Below are 17,116 nucleotides of genomic sequence, written 5' to 3' on the forward strand. Positions count from 1 at the left end.
ATTGGAGGTATACCATGTTATTAGAGAAAAACAGCAGATTACTTATGATTGGAGATTCGATTACAGATTGTGGCAGGTCTTATGATTCTGAACCTGGGGGATGGGATTCTTTTGGAGATGGTTATGTCAGTCTCATGAATGCCTTCTTCACTGCATTAGAACCGAAAAAGCAAATTATGGTCATAAATAAAGGGATAAGTGGTGACACTATTCTCCATCTAAAGCAACGTTGGGAAAAAGATGTATTTTCCCTAAATCCCGACTATATCAGCATAATGATTGGTGTCAATGATGTATGGCGCCAGTTTGACGGTATTTTGAAACAAGATATCCCCGTTACACCAGAAATATTCCGAAACACCTATCAAGAACTAATAGAAATTACTCTGCCAAAAGTAAAAAATATCTTCTTATTAGGCTGTTTTATGATCGAATCGAACAAGAATGATAAAATGGCTGCCATGGTTCACCAATATGCAGATATCACAAAAGAGCTTGCAGACAAATACTCACTTCCATTCATTGATGTACAGTCTTATTTTGATAAATTCTTATTACACTTGAACAGCTTTATATTGTCTAGTGACCGCGTACATCCCAATCTTCAGGGACATATGCTGATTGCGAAAGCTTTCTTGGATACTATTGGTTTTGAATGGAACAAAGGGTGATAAGGTTGAATCGAAATTTATATCTGAACGAAATAAATCAAGCAATAGCAAAAGGTCCTTTTCATGATACTTGGGATTCCTTAAGCCGGTATGAAACTCCAACTTGGTTCTCAAAAGCAAAGTTCGGAATCTTTATACATTGGGGCGTATTTAGTGTCCCCGCTTACCAGAATGAGTGGTACCCTAGAAATATGTATATAGAAGGAACATTGGAATATGAACACCATCTAAAAACATATGGTTTGCACGAAAATTTTGGTTATAAAGACTTTATTCCTATGTTTACTGCTAAAAAATTTTATCCAAAAGAATGGATTGAACTTTTCAAACAATCTGGAGCGAAATATATCGTTCCGGTAGCAGAGCATCATGAGGGGTTTCAAATGTACCAAAGTTCTTTATCTCATTACAATGCTTACAAAATGGGACCCTGTCGTGATATACTGAAAGAACTGAAACTAGCTAGTGAAGACTCCGGACTATATTTCTGCACCTCTTCTCATCGTGCTGAACATTGGTGGTTCTTAGGCTATGGAAAACAATTTGAGAGTGATATCAAAGAACCGCTCACCACCGGAGACTTCTATTGGCCATCTGTTAAGGAACAGCCGGAAGAAGATGATTTATATGCAGTTCCTTACCCTTCCGATGACTTTTTAGTTGATTGGTTGTTACGCTGTTGTGAAATTGTTGACCGTTACAATCCGAAACTTTTCTATTTTGACTGGTGGATACAGCATGAAGCATTCAAACCTTACTTACGCAAATTTGCTGCTTATTATTATAATAAAAGTAACAAACTGGGAGAACAGGCAGCTATCTGCTATAAACATGATGCTATGATGTTTGGTACGGGTATTGTGGATATGGAACGAGGAAAATTCGCAGATTGTAAACCATTTATTTGGCAGACTGATACAGCTACAGCCAAAAATTCATGGTGCTATACCAATTCTTTAGATTACAAAAGCAGTGAAGAATTAATCTGTTATCTTATTGATGTCGTCAGCAAAAATGGCAATCTTCTATTAAATATCGGTCCAAAAGCTGACGGTTCCATTTCGGAATCTGAAAGAACTTTATTAACAGAAATTGGATCCTGGCTTGCTGTTAATGGAGAAGCTATATATAATAGTAAAGTATGGCGTTATTATGGAGAAGGACCTGCAAAAGAAGTTGAGGGGAAATTCAGTGAAGGAAATACAGGAGCATATACGTGCAGGGATATCCGATTTACTGTAAATAATGGAGCTATTTATGCCATTGTCATGAAATGTCCTCCTGACGGTAATACCCTTATTACAATGCTGGCAGATAATAAAGATCAAAATATTCCAATGTTTCACGGTATTATAAAACAAGTAACGCTACTAGGTTATAAGGGGCCAATCACCTGGTCTAAAGACACAAATGGACTATTGATTCAAACCACCCCTTTAAAAAATACATTTCCTATTGTATTTAAAATTACATGCGATTAATTTTATCTTAAATGAATAAAAAAGGGGAGATGATAATTATGTATACAGTTCTCATCGCTGATGACGAAAAAGTAATACGTGAAGGCTTGTCCTGTATCATAAACTGGACAGATTACGGCTTTACCATTTGTGGGGAAGCATCAAACGGGGAAGAAACTTTAAATTTAATCTTAAAAAAACAACCAAATTTGGTACTATTAGATATCAATATGCCAAAACTTTATGGTATTAATGTAATAAAGCTAGCCCGGGATCGCGGATATCAAGGTAAATTTATTATTTTAAGTGGATATTCTGACTTTAAATATGCACAATCTGCTATTAAACTTGGAGTTAATGAATATTTAACGAAACCAATTGACGAAGATGAACTAAGTCGTTCTATAGAATCTATCAAAACTACACTTATATCTGAAGCTCAAAATTTGGAAAACATCTTTCAATATAAGCAAAAAGCAAAAAATACAATATTACACGAATTAATTACAGAATCGTCTTCTCTTTCGTTGAACGATATTCAGTATATCCATTTATATGCTGATAAATATCAAATACTGTTGTACGAAAATTATAGTTACAAATTCCGTGATGTTTCCTACGATTTTGCAGATATACTACGCTTGACCAATACCTCAAATTTATTCGACTATTTTATAGAAGATAACATGAATGTTATATTATTAAAAGGCGACGTTGCTTTGAAAAAATTTAATCGTTTTCTAGAACACTATGATAGAATTCCACAAAAAGGAAGTCCGCTAGATTCGATCTTTATTGCTTATGGACGTCCTGTCAATCATATTTTTGATATCTCTATCTCTTACAAAGAAGCGGCCGCCTTAATTAAACGGCGGTTCTTCTGCAAAAAAGGGCAACATACCTTAGGATTTCCTGATTTTCCTGCTATTGAAACAAAAAATATTATGATTACCAGAGAGATTATTGAAGAATACGCTTTTGAATTGGCTGATTACATACAATGTTTTAACAGACAAAAGGTAAATGATTCCTTAATTCATCTAGAAAATCACTTATATAATGTGAGAAATAATATTTCAGAGACTAAATTGTTTCTGGCCGATTTATATCTTCTTATTAAAGAACGTATCAATCGCCTTTATAGCAATATACAGATTCCTTTTCCTACCAACTCGGAAATTATACAACTGATTCAGAGTAAGTTCTATCTTTATGAAATCATTCAATTTTACTCAAGTCAATTTGAAATGATCATGAACGCATTAGGCGCTTACTCAAGAAATAGTATTCTGGAAGATATTTTATATTACATAGAACATAATTTCCATAATCATATTAAGTTAGAAACTATTGCTCCTTTATTTGGTTATAACAGTGCCTATCTGGGAAAACTAATTCACAAAACAGTTGGTAAAAATTTTAATTCTTATTTAGATGAAATCAGAATTGAGCACTCTAAAAAGCTACTTAGCCAACAGGAATTAAAAGTTTATGAAATTGCAGAATGTATCGGCTATAACAATGTGGATTATTTTCATAAAAAGTTTAAAAAGTATGTTGGGATGAGCCCTGCTGAATATAGAAAATCAATGAAAGAGGGATGATGCTTATATGCACCAATCCCTCTATATAATTAATCTACTCTTTTTGTTTCCGTTCTATATCTTCAAAAATAGTCCTGCATAACCAGCTTTTTGTAAATATGATAAAGGATGGTCCAATTAATACTGCAAAAAATAGGGTGACCTTATCATACCAAAACATAACTAATTCCATTACTATTAAAAATACCAGAAAAACTGTCTTTCCAAAATACCTGCATGAAATCTGCATAGAATTTCGTAGAATCATGTATATTGTATTTTTATATCGAGTACTTAATGGGATAGCATATAATAAGGAAAAGAAAAAATAAAAACCGGTCAGTCCTCCAATGAGCAATAATAAAACCGACCCCTTATCCATAGCTTTAAACACTTCAAAATCTAAATAAACAAAATAAGATACTACGATTGTAATTATCCATAATATTGTACTCTGCTTCCAATTTGATGCAAAAGCCGCAAAGTAATCTTTGGTGATAGAATCCTCCTCATCTTTCACCATACGCATTCCAACTGTATATGCAGCAGATAAAGATGCACCTATCGTAATAATAGGAATCGAACAGAGCAAGAACCAAAAGTTCAATACTACCAAATCTACGAACCGGCTCAAAAATTTATAAACCGGTCCATCCACTTGAAATATCCTCCCCATAAATTCCTCCTAATATAATGAAAATTTTCATGCTAAACTTAATATTTCATCAACTGCTCTTTTATAACCACCGCATTTTTTAAAAGACTCATTTATTTTTTTAATATTCTCTATGTATTTTGGTTCTGTCATTACTTTATTTACTGAATCTCTTAAAATTCCTGGTGTAAGATTATTCTTATCTAAACTAATACACGCTCCTAATTTTTCAGTTCTTGAAGCCATATATGGTTGATCTGCGCCTAAAGGAATCGCAACAAATGGGACATTATTAAATAATAGATCATTTGTACTATTCATACCTGAATGAGTTACAGCAACATCTGTATATTTCAAGATCTCTGTTTGGGAAATATAATTTCTTACTATAAAGTTTTCAGGTATCTCAAATTCTGATAAATCTGTATTATATGCAGTCATTACAACTGCTGCATCAAAATCTTTGAACGCTTTAAAGAAGATAGCATAAAGATTTTTATAAAAATTACTAAATACAGTGCCTAAAGATATATATATAACTTTCTTTCCTTTAATCTCTTCAAAAGGAAAATCTGTGATATCTTCTTTTCTATCATATATAGGAGGTCCTATAAATTTAAAAGTATCATCATACTCTTCTATATTTGGAACGAAATACTTTGATGTATATGCAAAATTAATATCTCCTTTATTAATAAATAGTTCTCTTAATTCCGGCATTTCTATATTATATTTTGCATTCAGTTTTAATGAAAGTTCTTTATATTCATCCACTAATGAATGATCGGCTAATATTTCTTTTACTACTTTTTGTAGTTCTTTTGGCATTATATCTTTTGATTTAGCAAATACTTCAAAAGATGAAAATGAAGGAATTTGAAGTATTTGAGCCATAATATAACCATAAGGAAAATTAACTGAATAACCAATAACATCAAATTTCATATCGTCTATTTTTTCTAAAATTTCATTAATGATCTTCTCACAAGAATTTATGGTCCACTCAAAAACTCTCACTATATCTTCTTTATTAAGACTATGTGTTTGTGATTTATTCTTACCCAGAAAATCATCCAAACCACTACAACATTTAAATACAGCACCAGTTTTTTCTATTCTATCTCTAAATTCTTCAGAACAAAAATAGACTACTTCTTTCCCTTGTTTCACTAACTCAGCGATGATACCTAATGTTGGATTAATATGCCCATAAGCTGGTATTCCCAAAAATAATATTTTCTCCATTTTTTCACGTCCTTTTATTATGTTGTGTTATTATAACTAGTAATTAGAACTTAAAATATTAATTTTTATTAATGTTTTACTGTTTCCAGCAATATCTTTATTTTACCTCCTTATAATCAGCGTATACCAACATTTATTAGATGTCAATATATTGAAAAATAAGATTTTATCACTAACTTTCTATTTTTCCTCAGAAGCTTTTCGCAATTTAGCTTCTCTTTTACACCAGTCTATACATTGCTGATATCCATAAGAAGCTGCTTCTGTCTTCATCTTTTCTACAATACGGTTGAACTCCTCATCTGATTTCGCATAAATTGCCTGCCAGGAACCATCTTTTATACACTTTGTAACTTGATTATATGTCGTATCAAGTTCATCTGATTTAATACTTGCTGAATAGGTATTTGGTTTTGACACAGAAAATTTAAACTTTGATAAATAATCTTTTGAAGTGATTGACTTCGTTGCCTCTCTCCAGCTTTTTTCTACAGGAGAAACCTTTCTTGCCAATACATTCGGCCAATATTTATAATAATAAGTCTCACCATTAGATTCAGGATTTTCTGTATATAAAGACCATGTTGTATTATTAAATTGGGGACATCCATCTTTCCATAAACCGTCATACCCGGAATCTTCAGGCATCTTCAATTCGGCAGAATTCTTAACTTCGTATCCAAAATCTGTAATTAATGCATTTCTCTTTTCATCATAATCCCAGCATACTCCCTTTGGGCCATATTCTGTAATTAATCTGCCTTCCGGCGTACATAACCAATTTATAATCGCCATACATAATTCCGGATGCTGGGTATTCTCACCTATCGCCCATACCCGGTTATTTCCGTTCGTATTCAACCCATAGACTAAGGTATCTTGCTCTTTTGCTGCCAGGGGTAACATCATTTTACCTTGATTGACGTGTTCCGTAGAATTATACAATGGAGCCGCCATCCATCCAAAAATACAAAAAAATGCAGTACCATCCTTGTAATCTTCCATACATCCATCATATCCTTGTGTCATAGAATCCGGATCTAGCAAACCTTCTCGGTATAAAGAATTATAAAATTTCAAACATCTTGTATAATAACCGTTATCTTCTAAGCATCCTTGAAAATCACCTGTTTCAGCATCATAAAACCCAACTCCAAATTCATCTACACCAAAGAAATTTGTTGCTGTTGCCTTTACAAACATAACCATATCTCCATCCCAGTCATTGAATAAAGATACGCCATAAGTCTCTTTTCCTGAATCAGATTTTGGGCATATTTCTTTCATTTTTTTCAATACATTGACGTAATCCTCTAAAGTATCTACGTTTGGAGAACCAATTTTTTGATAAAGATCCCATCGGATATCCGGATGATACTCAAATTCTCCATAAGAATTTTTCTTAACAGCTACATCATGACCAAATCCGTATATTTTTCCTCCGGAAATTTTCTTATTCTTCTCAAATGCCTTTGTCATATTTTTATTCATATAAGGACCATAGTCTGCTAAAATTTGATCTTCATTCCAGTTTAACAGCATCCCTTTGTCGATAGCCTGATGATATTGATCCGTATCGTTTCCAAAAATAACAATATCACCTAAGTTCCCGGATTCCATTCGAGTCGCAAACACCCCATCTGTACCATCGTTAATAATATTAAGTTTTACATTAAATTTATCTTTTATGACCTTTGCAAACCACCCAATCTGCTCCCCCTGATAATTTGCCACTTGACTGTATACATTTAATGTTACTGTTTTCTCCGGAATAATTTCTTCCAGATCTAACATCTCTGATCCAGTCTCATCTGAAGACTGATTTTCTTTTGTAGTGTCTTCACTTTGTAAGTTGGTAGTCGTTGTTCTTTCACCACAAGCTGCCATACTGACTATCAAAACAAATACCATCATTCCTGCTGCTACATTCTTTAATTTCATATCCTTCTCCTCCTGTTTTGCTTTTACCCTTTCACTGCTCCTAACATAATTCCTTTTTCAAAGTAACGCTGCATAAACGGATATACCATTAATATTGGAATAATGGTAATCATAGAAATTGTATATTTAATCGTTTTTGCATTCAATACATTATCCATCGCCGCAGCACCAACCGTACTACTGCCTGAATTCATAAGGCTTTTAAGGTTCGTGGATGCTCTTAAATAATTGTATAGCTTATGCTGCAAAGTCTGTAGTTCTGTCGCATTCGGCATCAAAATCAAAGAATCCGTAAACGAATTCCAGTTACCGACTGCGCCGAATATTGCAATCGTTGCCAAAATCGGCTTGCATAAAGGCCATATAATTTTACGAAAAATTACGAAATAACTGGCTCCATCTATCTTTGCGCTTTCCTCTAATTCGGATGGGATAGATTCAATATATGTCTTAACAAGAATAATATTGTACGGTGCTACAATCGTCGGTATGATATAAGCAAGATAATGATCTGTTAAGCCCAACATAGACATATTTAAATACCAAGGTATCAATCCTGCATTAAAATACATTGTAACAATCAAAAAACGATACCAGAACTTTCTTGCCCATACTTCTTTTTTGGTCACTAAATATCCCACAAATGCAGATGCCAGAACCATCAATGCTGTACCAATTATCGTTCTTGAGATGGTAACAATCGCTGCCGTACCCAAATCATTTACATTGATTAAAGCGATATAATTTTTTATATGAATTCCTCTTGGAATAAAATTTATGCTGCCCTTTAAAACTAAATTGTTATCACTAATGGTATTAATTAATATGTAATAAAATGGAAAAATGCAGGCCAAAGTAAATAGTAAAAAACCTAAATGATTGCAAATATCAAATATCCAATCTTGTAATGTTCGTTTATACCTCTTTTTATGTTTTTTCTTCATATAATACTTTCCTTTCGAATTACTTTTGAAATACTGTTGGCGCTAAATAAAAGAACTACACTAATTAGTGATTTTGCCATTCCAATCACTGTTGCCAACGGTATTTTACCACTATTGACTCCCAATTTATAAACATATAGATCCAGTACTGTTACATAATCTGTGTTATAAGAATTCTCAAATACTAAGTATTGATCCATTCCATTGCTTAGTATCCCCGCTATGGCTAATAGCAAAAGAACCATAAAAGTTGGAATTAAACTTGGCACTGTAATATACCACATACGCTGAAAACGTCCGGCTCCATCTACCGTTGCCGCTTCATATAATTGCTGATCAATCCCTGAAATCGCTGCAATATAAATAATGGCTCCCCATCCAAGCCCTTTCCACATCCCCCAGGCAAGCATCTTAAGCCACATATGAGACGAACTCATTAAAAAATTGACACCCTTGTCTAAAATCCCAAGTTTTATCAGAATAGAACTCAAAAAACCATCTGTGGAAAAAATGGAAAACGCCACTGCGTATACTAAGACCCAGCTAATAAAGTTCGGTATTGTTGTAAATGTTTGAACGAACCTGCGGAAGCGTACATTTTTGATCTCCGATAAAAAAATAGCAAATGCCATAGCACACCAGCTTGTTGCAAGGCCAAGCCCACTCATCGCTAACGTATTTTTGATGACCCGTATTAAATCATTTCTAGTAGATTCATTCTTGAAAAGGTAGATAAACCATTTAAACCCAACAAATTTGTCTCCCGTCAGGACATCTCCTGCTTTATAATTAAAAAATGCATATCTCCAACCGGACAATGGAAGATAGCAAAATACAAAACAAAGAATAATAAATGGTAACAGCATAAAAAACAGTTTATATTTTGATTCCATGCTATACTTTTCTTCTTTTTCCGGTTTCGGTGTACGAATCAATAGCACAATCGTTATAAATACTATCAGAACACTAAAAATGATAAAATACCAGATTCCTTGCGGCATCATTGGTTCTACCTTATCCGGCTTTGATGTACCTTGAATATCGACGGCAGCCCAGTGTAATCCATAGCAGGAAATTAACGAAATAATACCACCCGCCATCGTAATAAAATTACCTAATTGCTTTAACTTTAATGATCCCAGTGTTATACAAACACCCAATCCGGCCAAAATAATCCCAATACAGATCAGCAAACTTGATAGGAACACAACCTGCATACTTAAAGTCCCAACCCAGCCTTTATCAAATGCTCTCTTGAAATTTTCACATAACGATGAATATGACGTCCCCGCAGTAAACAAAGATATGTTTTTTCCAATCAGTCCACAGATTCTTGCAGGATTAACAGAAGGTACAAATAACAAAACGAGTGCCGCCATGGTACAAATTCTTTGCACAATATAAATCTTATCGTCTTCGCTGTTTTCTTTCACTCTCATTTCCTCCTTTATTAGTTAAGCTGTCACTCTTTTACTTAGAATTATTATATATAAACTCTCTATTTTGTAATACCTGAAAGATTTGAGGTAAAATACAATATTTTTTTCTGGTGTTTTGTTCGTAAAAAAAAGACCAATTTCTACAATCGGTCTTTTTCCCTTCTATTTTTAAATTATATTTTTCCATACACTACAATTTCTTCTCCCTTATATGTACATAGTGTACATGTTTGATACAGGATAACACCAGTATCTTGAAAATAAAACTGCTCTAACATGTTTCCAAAATAATCTTTGATTTCACCTGCCAGCTCTCCTCTCTTAACAATATCACCTGCTTTTTTTGCTGGATACCAGCAACCGGTATGATTAGATTTCAGATATTCTACTTGTTTTACGGAAACAGGTTGATATTCTTTTTCCTCCTCTTGATCTTTTAAGATCCCAAGATAACGCATTACATTTTTAATATCATTTTTGTATAACTCAACTTCCTCCAAGCTCCAGACTCCGGCACATCCCCGTTCAATCAATATAGAAGGAATACCGGATGTCCCTGCATAATTGTATGACCCCTGACTTGAAACTGTAGAACCTACCATATAATTCACATTTACCCTACAAGCCATTTTTCTGGCTTTTTCCATAACTTCCGGCTTTGCTGCCGCAACATAATAAACATAAGGAGCCAAATTATCTTGTGTATTACCACCATGCATATCAATATAATAATCTGCTTTTGACTGAAATTCTTTTACTAAAAAATCTGCTATTTGTTCCGATACAGTTCCATCCTGACTTCCCGGGAAAACTCGGTTCAGATTTTTATGATCTTCTGGAACTTTTGAATTATAGTTACACTGCTCAAACCCTGAAATATTTACCGGATGAATGATAATGACCTGTCCTTTCAACTCATCAGGAGTCATTTTCTGTGCCAACTCTAAAGCCGCTTCAATACCAACATATTCCGCACAGTGAATTCCACTGGTAAGCAATATCGTATCTCCTTTTTCTATCCCACAGATGACTGTAATGGGAATCTGTAGTCCTGTTTTATAGACAGACACAAATCCCTGTTTCTTTTCTCCACAATTTATATTTAAGTTTCCTATTTTCATTTTTTGTCCTTTCATTCCTATCTTAAATTCACCACAGAATTTAAAAGTTTTTTTGCATATTCATCTTTCACTTTCCCTAGTTCTGCTATTTCACATGTCTCCACAATCTGACCCTGGTATAAAAATAATACTCTATCACAAAAATAAGTCACGGAAGACAAATCATGCGTAATAAATACATAGGTCAATCCATACTTCTTTCTAATTTCCTTTAATAAATCCATAATTTGTACCTGTGTATATGCATCTAACGAACTAATTGATTCATCAAAAAGAATAATTTTAGGCTGTAGTGCAACAGCTCTTGCAATACAAACTCTCTGTAACTGGCCTCCGCTCAACTCATGTGGATAACGTAAGGAAAATTCCTCACTTAATCCCACTAATTCCAAAAGCTTACGAATTTCTTTTTCTCTATCCAATCGAATCGATTCTCTTCTTTCACGAACAATAAGCGATTCGGAAATAATTTGCTTTACAGTAAATCTTGGGTTTGCAGATGTCGTGTAATCCTGAAACACAATACTGATTGGTTTTTCCACCTCTACTTTACCACAATCAGGCTTTAATAATCCACAGATGACACGACCCATTGTGCTTTTTCCACTTCCACTTTCTCCCAAAATTCCAAGACATTCCTTTTCTTTCACGTGCATTGATACATCTACCAATATCTGCTGGCGCTCTTTGCCAAATATCTTTTTCTGGTTTTCCTTCCGAAAACTTACTCCTACGTTGTTTAAGCGGATCATAACGTTTCTCCTTTCTGTAAGACCTGATTGTATTGTCTCATTACCATCATTTTACTTCTTACCAAATGTCGCGTATATTCATCCTGTGCCTTTGTAGTTATATGTTTAAAATCACCCATATCTACAATTTCCCCTTGATTCATTACAAGAATCCGGTCTGCAACTTGTGAAATTACACTTAAATCATGCGTAATAAATATCATTGATGTCCCACATTTCTCCTTAATCTTCTGAAATTCCTTCATAATTTCAAACTGCGTAATGGCATCAATCGATGACGTAGGTTCATCGGCAATTAAGATTTCCGGTTCCATGGACAACGCAAGTCCTATGGTGATTCTTTGCAGCATACCGCCGCTTAACTGATGTGGATATTTTCTTAACACATCTCTTTCATTGGGAATCTGCATTGTTCTTAAAACCGATAATGCTTTTTCGTGTAATTCTCTTTTTGATAGATTTAAATGAGACTGCCAAGTTTCCTTCATCTGATCTTCCATTCTAAACAAAGGATCAAAACATGTCATTGGATTTTGTAATATCACTGCAATATCATTTCCTCTGTAACTCCTTAGCTTTTCAGGAGTCTCTAACATCAGATCCATATTTTTATAATAAGCACTTCCCCGAATGATAAAATGACTATCTAACAATCCAAGAATTGCTTTCATACTCATACTTTTTCCACTACCGCTTTCCCCTAAAATCCCAAGACATTCCCCCTTGTTTAATTCAAAACTGATATTTTTTATAATTTCTGACCTTTTTCCATTCTTGCCTTTAACATCTACTACTAAATTTTTCACTCGTAAGATTTCTTTATCATTCATACTCTGCCTCCTTAGGATCCAATGCATCTCTTAGTGCATCTCCAAGAAAATGAAAAGCAGCAACCAAGATAACAATTGCTAAGCCCGGTGCAATCATTTGAACAGGATTTGTTGTCATAACATTTTTAGCCTCATTGAGCATAGCGCCCCATTCTGGTGTCGGCGGCTGAACTCCGAGTTTTAGAAATGATAAGGTAGAGATATTTAATATGGCCCATCCCATATCCAAAGTAGCTAATACTGCCAGCTCTGATGAGATACTCGGCAATAGATGCCGAAATAATATATAACGTTCTCTATTTCCTATACATTTTGAATACAGAATATAATTTTTATCTCTGTACTTCATAACATTCGTTCGTATCATTCTGGCATACCATGCCCACTTAATAAATACATTTGCAAGAATTACATTTCGTATATCAACTCCAAGAAGCGCTACAATCGCAAACACCATGATCTGACTTGGAAAGGAAAGCATCACATCAACGATTCTCATAATTACTTCATCCACGAAGCCTCTGAAATATCCTGCTAAAAGCCCCATAATCATACCAAGAAAAATGGTACCTGTCATTGTTAAAATTGATAAAAACAAAGTAGGACGGATCCCATATATCATACGAGATAAAATACATCTGCCCAAATGATCGGTTCCTAATGGATAACTCATACTAAATCCGGCAAACTTATTAAGTATATCTGTTTTATAAGGGTCATGAGGTGCAACTACTGGCGCAAATATTCCAGCAATTATCACTCCCAAAATAATCCCAAGCATAAGAACAGCCATTTTATTTTTCCATAACCGTTTCCACATTTATCTTTCCCCCCGCAATCTAGGATCTGCCAAATACTGAATGATATCAAATAGCAGATTGAATATTACAAATAAAGTACCAATCAATAATACATAAATCTGTATGACTGGATAATCCCTGTTAAAAATCGACTCGATACAAAGCTTCCCTAATCCAGGCCATGCAAACACATTTTCAACTACAATAGTTCCGGCAATCAACTGCGGTATACTCATACCAATCGCCACAATACAAGTATGCAGTGAATTTTTCAAGATGTGCCTTACTAATATATTTTTCTGCTTCAATCCACGTACCTTTGCATAAAGAACATAATCTTCTTTCATATTTTCCAACATATTATTTCGTATCAGACGTATATAAGTTGAAATGTAAGTCAATGAAACTGTAAATGCAGGTAATATCATATGCCTAATACTTCCACTTCCGCTAGTAGGAAGCAGATCCCATTGAATACTTACCAGCCAGATTAACAATAAGCCTATCCAATAAGCGGGCATTGCAGTTGTCATAAATATAAGCGCTCTCATTAATTTATCAAACCAACTGTTTTGATAGACAGCACAAAGAAATCCAATTGGAAGACTCAGGATAATTACAAATAGCAAAGAAGCTCCTGCTAACCAAACAGTCGCCGGCAGACACCGACTGATTTCTCCTAATACCGTTCTGGATGGATTTGTATAACTTACTCCGAAGTCAAGGGTAAGACAATCTCCTAACCACCGAATATAGCGAACAAAATAAGGGTCGTTCAATCTCAATTCTTCTCTTACCTCTTCAATTGCTTCTTCTGTAATTACAGGCGTCTGACGAACTCGTAATGCTACTTCAGCAGGATCCGAAGGTATTAGATTAATAAAAACAAAACACAAGAATGAGACACATAGCAATAATGGAATTGTCGTTAAGATTCTCTTGAATATATAAGCTTTCATTTTTTCCTCTCTTAAAATAAGGCATTGTCAAAAGACAACGCCTCATTTACAATTTTATTTAAAATTCATACGATAGAACGGTACCTCATACTGACTCTGTGTAAATGTAACCCCTTCTAATTCTGAGCTAAAAATTGCTTTATTCCGTTCATAAGTCAGAGGTATATAGACTGCATCTTGATGAAGACTCGTTAATACATACTTGTACAATTCCTGTCTTTTTGTTTCATCTGTTGATACTAATATCTTCTCAATTGCATCATCAATTTCTGCTTTATTTTCAAGTCCCTGTTGTGCTGCATAATCTCCATAAACCGGTGCTGTCATTGCCGACAATGAAGATTGTGGATCATATGGCGTACCCCAGCAGATATTAAATACAATATCAAAATTACCCGCTTTCATATTGTCACGATAAGATTGTTCTTCCTGTCCCGTTATATTAATCTGAACGCCAATTTCTTTGTATTCCGATTGAAGCAATTCTGCAATACTTTTTTCCGTTACACTGTCACTATTATATAAGAGATCTAGTTCTAATTTCTTTCCGTCTTTTTCACGAACTTCACTATTTTTCTTTGTCCATCCTGCTTCATCTAACAATTGATTAGCAACCTCTAAATTATATTCATATGGTTTTAAATCTACATTACAATATGGTATCGATTTTGCATACAAATAATCTGCCGGTTCTTCCAATCCATAGAAGATACCTTCTGAAATTGCTTTTTTATCCGTTGCCTGTTGTAATGCTTTTCTGACATTCGTATCGCTTAAAATATCATTCGTTGTATTTAAGACCAGATGTCTAGTCGACGTAGCATCTGACATTGCTACACTAACGTCTTTACTATCCGTATATTTACTGATAGCATCTGCATCTATCATATTTTTTCCATATATTAAATCAATTTCACCTTTTTCTAATGCCAAAATTCTTGTCTGGTTATCCGGTATTACCTTTACTGTAATTTTCTTAATTGCCGGCTTGTTACCCCAATACTTTTCATTTACTTCAAATACCGCATATTTGTCTGTTTCAAATTCTTTCAACACATATGGACCTGTACCAATATACTCTTTGACACCATCTTTCGTCCCCCCATCTATCATTGCTTTTGGTGAAATCATTGCAAAAGGCCTTGTCACCCCTAATTCTGTTAACAATGGATAATATGGTTGTGACAATTTAATCACAAAAGTTTTTTCATCCGGTGCCTCAACACCTACCAACAGATTCATCATTTCTAACCAGGTATGTCGTTCTTTATTTTGTATAATAGCATCAAAATTTGCTTTAATGGCATTTGCATCACAAATTTCCCCATCTGAGAAGTAAACACCTTTTCTGATATGAAATGTATATACCTTTCCATCTTCACTGATGTCCCAGCTTTCTGCCAAACCCCCTTCATATCCGTCCTTCGTAATCGTTACCAATGTATCATAGAGCATATCCTGAGCATACATTTCACCTGCATATAGATGAGGATTCAGATCTCGAATATCTCTATAATTTACAAATACTAACTCTTCTTTCACTTTTTTATCTTCGCTTTGTATTCCTGTTCCCTTTAAACTTGTCTTTTCTGTCTCTTTGGTTTTATTTGAACCACAACCTGTTATTGTACCTGCTGCCATTATCAATGCAAGGCACAATGTAAATATTCTTTTTTTCATAATTCTCCTCCTTAATTTATCCATATGTACTATAACATAAGTTAGTTAAGACTTACTAATAGCAAAAAAAGAGAGCATGGATATAACAATTTGTTATACCATTGCTCCACTATCACTGAAATAAGCTTTCTAATGATTCCAAATACAATTTTTCATAATTCTCAAGTTGTTCTAAGCCTTCTGAAATATATCCTACATAAAGACACCGTTCACACCCTTTTATTCTTATCGTCCTTATGTCATATTGTTGATAATCAGGCATCATAAAATCTAATTCCAAACTGCATAAATCTGTATATAATAACATATCCAATACACAATGATCACTATTGGTATGAACCATATGCTTTAACTGATTCATACGGACTGCACCCTTGCTAAAAGTCTCTAAATGGTTCACCATAGAGAAATAATCTTTATTTCGCTGCACAAATTTTAGTTCTTTCAGTTCTTCAAACTCAATGTTTTCTAAATGATAATAGGGATTCTTTGGCCCTACATTTAAACATAGTTCACATTCATTCAATACCTTGAACTGCAATTTTTTCATTTCTAAAATACGATTCAAAATTGCTTCCTGTTTCTTCGCAATATAAATAATACCAATACGTGCCTGTCGTTCTGATACTAACTGAATCACTTCTTCGGCTGTCCCTTCTTGAAACTCAATATGTAGTTTATCATGTTCTTTTTGCATATAAAAATCTGTCAAATTACGAGCCACCATATTACTTGGATAAGATGCTATTTTTAATTTCTGATAGGCCGCATTTTGAGCTAACTCTTGTACCATCTCTGAATTTTTTACTATATTCTTTGCATATTCATATAACTGCTCACCAAAAGGGGTCAAACTAATACCTTTACTCGAACGAATAAATATCTTTGCATTCAACTCACTCTCTAAGTTCCGGATTACTTTGCTTACATTTGGCTGAGTCGTATACAAGACCTCCGCTGCTTTATTTAAACTTTTGGTTTCAATCGCTGCTATCAGATATTCCATCTGTCGTATTTCCATAATCTCTCCTCTTCA

At 34.1% G+C, this 17,116-nt stretch carries 15 protein-coding genes; 3 read left to right on the top strand and 12 right to left on the bottom strand.

Annotated elements, in window-relative coordinates:
• Window positions 1–14 precede the first annotated feature (14 nt).
• The 3 genes from DWV06_RS08080 to DWV06_RS08090 are packed head-to-tail and all read left to right on the top strand — an operon-like array spanning window position 15 to window position 3,735.
• On the top strand, window positions 15–671 hold the full coding sequence (locus tag DWV06_RS08080; RefSeq protein WP_115481674.1) for an SGNH/GDSL hydrolase family protein: 657 nt from the start codon (window positions 15–17) through the stop codon (window positions 669–671).
• On the top strand, window positions 668–2,152 hold the full coding sequence (locus DWV06_RS08085; protein ID WP_408608148.1) for an alpha-L-fucosidase: 1,485 nt from the start codon (window positions 668–670) through the stop codon (window positions 2,150–2,152). Before DWV06_RS08080 ends, DWV06_RS08085 begins: the two co-directional genes overlap by 4 nt.
• Before the next feature lie 38 nt (window positions 2,153–2,190).
• Window positions 2,191–3,735, top strand: coding sequence for a response regulator (locus DWV06_RS08090; protein WP_115481676.1), 1,545 nt, complete (start codon window positions 2,191–2,193; stop codon window positions 3,733–3,735).
• Between the two features lie 34 nt (window positions 3,736–3,769).
• On the opposite strand, the gene DWV06_RS08095 is transcribed toward DWV06_RS08090, so the two are convergent.
• The 12 genes from DWV06_RS08095 to DWV06_RS08150 form a co-directional block, all read right to left on the bottom strand.
• A complete protein-coding gene (locus DWV06_RS08095; RefSeq protein ID WP_115481677.1) occupies window positions 3,770–4,390 on the bottom strand; it encodes a YesL family protein in 621 nt (206 codons plus the stop codon).
• Window positions 4,391–4,417: 27 nt separating this feature from the next.
• The gene (locus DWV06_RS08100; protein WP_115481678.1) at window positions 4,418–5,614 is read right to left on the bottom strand and encodes a macrolide family glycosyltransferase; all 1,197 of its coding nucleotides are present in this window, start codon (window positions 5,612–5,614) and stop codon (window positions 4,418–4,420) included.
• A 180-nt stretch (window positions 5,615–5,794) separates the two neighbouring features.
• Window positions 5,795–7,555 carry a type 2 periplasmic-binding domain-containing protein gene (locus tag DWV06_RS08105; RefSeq protein ID WP_115481679.1) on the bottom strand — a complete coding sequence of 587 codons (1,761 nt, stop codon included), beginning with the start codon at window positions 7,553–7,555 and terminating at the stop codon, window positions 5,795–5,797.
• Window positions 7,556–7,578: 23 nt separating this feature from the next.
• Window positions 7,579–8,499 (bottom strand): carbohydrate ABC transporter permease, encoded by a 921-nt coding sequence (locus DWV06_RS08110; RefSeq protein WP_115481680.1) that lies wholly within the window; start codon window positions 8,497–8,499, stop codon window positions 7,579–7,581.
• Window positions 8,496–9,938 carry an ABC transporter permease subunit gene (locus DWV06_RS08115; RefSeq protein WP_115481681.1) on the bottom strand — a complete coding sequence of 481 codons (1,443 nt, stop codon included), beginning with the start codon at window positions 9,936–9,938 and terminating at the stop codon, window positions 8,496–8,498. The genes DWV06_RS08110 and DWV06_RS08115 overlap by 4 nt, the downstream gene beginning before the upstream one ends.
• A gap of 173 nt (window positions 9,939–10,111) precedes the next feature.
• Window positions 10,112–11,059, bottom strand: a complete 948-nt coding sequence (locus DWV06_RS08120) for a M14 family metallopeptidase (RefSeq protein ID WP_235828921.1) — start codon at window positions 11,057–11,059, stop codon at window positions 10,112–10,114.
• Between the two features lie 17 nt (window positions 11,060–11,076).
• Window positions 11,077–11,811 carry an ABC transporter ATP-binding protein gene (locus DWV06_RS08125; RefSeq protein ID WP_115481683.1) on the bottom strand — a complete coding sequence of 245 codons (735 nt, stop codon included), beginning with the start codon at window positions 11,809–11,811 and terminating at the stop codon, window positions 11,077–11,079.
• The gene (locus tag DWV06_RS08130) at window positions 11,808–12,641 is read right to left on the bottom strand and encodes an ABC transporter ATP-binding protein (RefSeq protein ID WP_115481684.1); all 834 of its coding nucleotides are present in this window, start codon (window positions 12,639–12,641) and stop codon (window positions 11,808–11,810) included. The genes DWV06_RS08125 and DWV06_RS08130 overlap by 4 nt, the downstream gene beginning before the upstream one ends.
• Window positions 12,634–13,461: a nickel/cobalt ABC transporter permease gene (gene opp1C / locus DWV06_RS08135; protein ID WP_115481685.1), complete on the bottom strand. Its 828-nt coding sequence runs from the start codon at window positions 13,459–13,461 to the stop codon at window positions 12,634–12,636. The genes DWV06_RS08130 and opp1C overlap by 8 nt, the downstream gene beginning before the upstream one ends.
• The gene (gene opp1B / locus DWV06_RS08140) at window positions 13,462–14,400 is read right to left on the bottom strand and encodes a nickel/cobalt ABC transporter permease (protein WP_115481686.1); all 939 of its coding nucleotides are present in this window, start codon (window positions 14,398–14,400) and stop codon (window positions 13,462–13,464) included.
• A 54-nt stretch (window positions 14,401–14,454) separates the two neighbouring features.
• Window positions 14,455–16,080 carry a nickel ABC transporter substrate-binding protein gene (gene nikA / locus DWV06_RS08145; RefSeq protein ID WP_115481687.1) on the bottom strand — a complete coding sequence of 542 codons (1,626 nt, stop codon included), beginning with the start codon at window positions 16,078–16,080 and terminating at the stop codon, window positions 14,455–14,457.
• A 112-nt stretch (window positions 16,081–16,192) separates the two neighbouring features.
• The gene (locus DWV06_RS08150; RefSeq protein WP_115481688.1) at window positions 16,193–17,101 is read right to left on the bottom strand and encodes a LysR family transcriptional regulator; all 909 of its coding nucleotides are present in this window, start codon (window positions 17,099–17,101) and stop codon (window positions 16,193–16,195) included.
• Window positions 17,102–17,116: the final 15 nt, after the last annotated feature.

The organism is Anaerosacchariphilus polymeriproducens (assembly GCF_003363435.1).
GTDB lineage: Bacteria > Bacillota > Clostridia > Lachnospirales > Lachnospiraceae > Anaerosacchariphilus > Anaerosacchariphilus polymeriproducens.

Excerpts from the sequence above, each read along its gene's own strand:
- nikA (WP_115481687.1), bottom strand. The coding sequence starts at position 16,080 with ATGAAAAAAAGAATATTTACATTGTGCCTTGCATTGATAATGGCAGCA.
- DWV06_RS08120 (WP_235828921.1), bottom strand. The coding sequence starts at position 11,059 with ATGAAAATAGGAAACTTAAATATAAATTGTGGAGAAAAGAAACAGGGA.
- DWV06_RS08125 (WP_115481683.1), bottom strand. The coding sequence starts at position 11,811 with ATGATCCGCTTAAACAACGTAGGAGTAAGTTTTCGGAAGGAAAACCAG.
- DWV06_RS08100 (WP_115481678.1), bottom strand. The coding sequence starts at position 5,614 with ATGGAGAAAATATTATTTTTGGGAATACCAGCTTATGGGCATATTAAT.
- DWV06_RS08115 (WP_115481681.1), bottom strand. The coding sequence starts at position 9,938 with ATGAGAGTGAAAGAAAACAGCGAAGACGATAAGATTTATATTGTGCAA.
- DWV06_RS08095 (WP_115481677.1), bottom strand. The coding sequence starts at position 4,390 with ATGGGGAGGATATTTCAAGTGGATGGACCGGTTTATAAATTTTTGAGC.
- opp1C (WP_115481685.1), bottom strand. The coding sequence starts at position 13,461 with ATGTGGAAACGGTTATGGAAAAATAAAATGGCTGTTCTTATGCTTGGG.
- DWV06_RS08080 (WP_115481674.1), top strand. The coding sequence starts at position 15 with ATGTTATTAGAGAAAAACAGCAGATTACTTATGATTGGAGATTCGATT.
- DWV06_RS08090 (WP_115481676.1), top strand. The coding sequence starts at position 2,191 with ATGTATACAGTTCTCATCGCTGATGACGAAAAAGTAATACGTGAAGGC.
- DWV06_RS08110 (WP_115481680.1), bottom strand. The coding sequence starts at position 8,499 with ATGAAGAAAAAACATAAAAAGAGGTATAAACGAACATTACAAGATTGG.
- DWV06_RS08130 (WP_115481684.1), bottom strand. The coding sequence starts at position 12,641 with ATGAATGATAAAGAAATCTTACGAGTGAAAAATTTAGTAGTAGATGTT.
- opp1B (WP_115481686.1), bottom strand. The coding sequence starts at position 14,400 with ATGAAAGCTTATATATTCAAGAGAATCTTAACGACAATTCCATTATTG.
- DWV06_RS08150 (WP_115481688.1), bottom strand. The coding sequence starts at position 17,101 with ATGGAAATACGACAGATGGAATATCTGATAGCAGCGATTGAAACCAAA.
- DWV06_RS08105 (WP_115481679.1), bottom strand. The coding sequence starts at position 7,555 with ATGAAATTAAAGAATGTAGCAGCAGGAATGATGGTATTTGTTTTGATA.